Genomic DNA, 365 nt, shown 5'->3' on the forward strand with positions numbered 1-365 from the left:
CAGCAGCTACTTCTTGACCTGGCACTTCATTATGAATCGGTGCAGCTGGTGTTACTGGCGTTGTCGTTGGCCCAGCGACTACTTCTTGACCTGTTACTTCATTATGAATCGGTGCAGCTGGTGTTACTGGCGTTGTCGTTGGCCCAGCGACTACTTCTTGACCTGGCACTTCATTATGAATCGGTGCAGCTGGTGTTACCGGTGTTGACATTGGCCCAGCGGCCACTTCTGCATTTGGCACTTCATTTTCAATTGGTGCAACCGGTGTTACTGGTGTTGACATTGGCCCAGCGGCCACTTCTGCATTTGGTACTTCATTTTCAATCGGTGCAGCTGGTGTTACTGGCGTTGTTGATCCAGCAGCT

Annotated in this window: 1 pseudogene; it reads right to left on the reverse strand. The window is 51.0% G+C overall.

What is annotated here, in order from left to right:
* A pseudogene (locus JTF23_RS27530) lies at positions 1–365 on the reverse strand (hypothetical protein); the annotation flags it as partial.

Origin of the sequence: Bacillus sp. RIT 809 (assembly GCF_016892495.1) — a bacterium.
GTDB lineage: Bacteria > Bacillota > Bacilli > Bacillales > Bacillaceae_G > Bacillus_A > Bacillus_A cereus_U.